General features: G+C 69.7%; 1 protein-coding gene. It reads left to right on the top strand.

The genetic code is table 11. The features are described 5' to 3' along the window. Window positions 1–1,303 (top strand): NADH-quinone oxidoreductase subunit C (locus tag EOA27_RS36825; RefSeq protein WP_127258761.1); only part of this gene is annotated, 1,303 nt, incomplete at its 5' end. Window positions 1,304–1,306: the final 3 nt, after the last annotated feature.

The following is a 1,306-nucleotide window of genomic DNA, read 5'->3' on the forward strand; positions in this document are numbered from 1 at the left end:
GGATTGCCGTGGCGGCCGTTACCCGTCGGTCGGCCAGCTCCATCCACCGGCGCTCCGGCTGGAACGCGCCGCAGCGGATCTTTTCGGGCTGGCGCCGCAAGGCCTGCCCGATACCCGCCGCTGGCTCGACCATGGACAGTGGGGCATCAGCCACCCGCTGGCGGCGCGGCCCGGCGGGCCGGCGGCCGCGTCGTCCTACCGGTTCCTGGCGGCCGAGGGCGAGAGCCTCCATCAGATTCCTGTCGGGCCGGTGCATGCCGGCATCATCGAGCCGGGGCATTTCCGCTTCACGGCAGGCGGCGAAACCGTGGTGCGGCTGGAGGAGCGGCTGGGCTATGTGCACAAGGGCATCGAAGCGTTGATGCAGGGCGCATCGATCGATCGTGCCGCGAAACTCGCGGGCCGGACTTCAGGGGACAGCACTGTCGCCTATTCGCTCGCCTTCGCCCGCGCGGTGGAGGCGGCGCTCGGCATCACGCCGCCGGGGCGCGCGATCTGGCTGCGGGCGCTGATGGCCGAATTGGAGCGCCTGGCCAACCACCTCGGCGACATCGGCGCCATCTGCAACGACGCCGCCTTCGCGATCATGCACGCGCATTGCGGCGTGTTGCGCGAACGCGTGTTGCGCGCCGCCGATGCGGCCTTCGGCCACCGCCTGATGCGCGACCGCATCCTGCCCGGCGGCACGGCAAGCGATCTGGACGAGGCGGGGACGGACGCCATCCGATCGCTGATCGCCGAGATCAGGCGGCGCTTCCCGCATCTGGTCGAGCTCTACGACAACACCGCCTCGCTGCAGGACCGGACGGTGGCGACCGGCCGGCTCAAGGGCGAGCTTGCCCGGCAATATGCCGCCGGCGGCTATGTCGGCCGCGCCTCGGGCCGCGATTTCGATGCGCGCCGCAGCCCGGGTTACGCGCCTTATGACGAGCTCGCCTTCGATGTGCCGGTGCTGCAGGAAGGCGACGTCAACGCGCGCGTCTGGATCCGCGTGCGGGAGGTCGAGCAGAGCCTGTCGCTGGTCGAGCAGATTCTCGGGCGGCTGCCCGCCGGCCCGATCAGCGTCGATATCGCTGCACCGGAAGAGCCGCGCGAGGGCATGGCGCTGGTCGAGGGTTTTCGCGGCGACATCCTGGTCTGGCTGCGCATTGGCGAGGACGGCCTGATCGAGCGCTGCCACCTGCGCGACCCGTCATGGTTCCAGTGGCCGCTCTTGGAGGCGGCGATCGAAGGCAACATCGTCGCCGATTTCCCGCTCTGCAACAAATCGTTCAACTGCTCCTATTCCGGCCACGACCTGTAGAAC

The sequence above is a fragment of the Mesorhizobium sp. M2A.F.Ca.ET.037.01.1.1 genome, from assembly GCF_003998075.1.
In the GTDB taxonomy this organism is placed as follows: domain Bacteria; phylum Pseudomonadota; class Alphaproteobacteria; order Rhizobiales; family Rhizobiaceae; genus Mesorhizobium.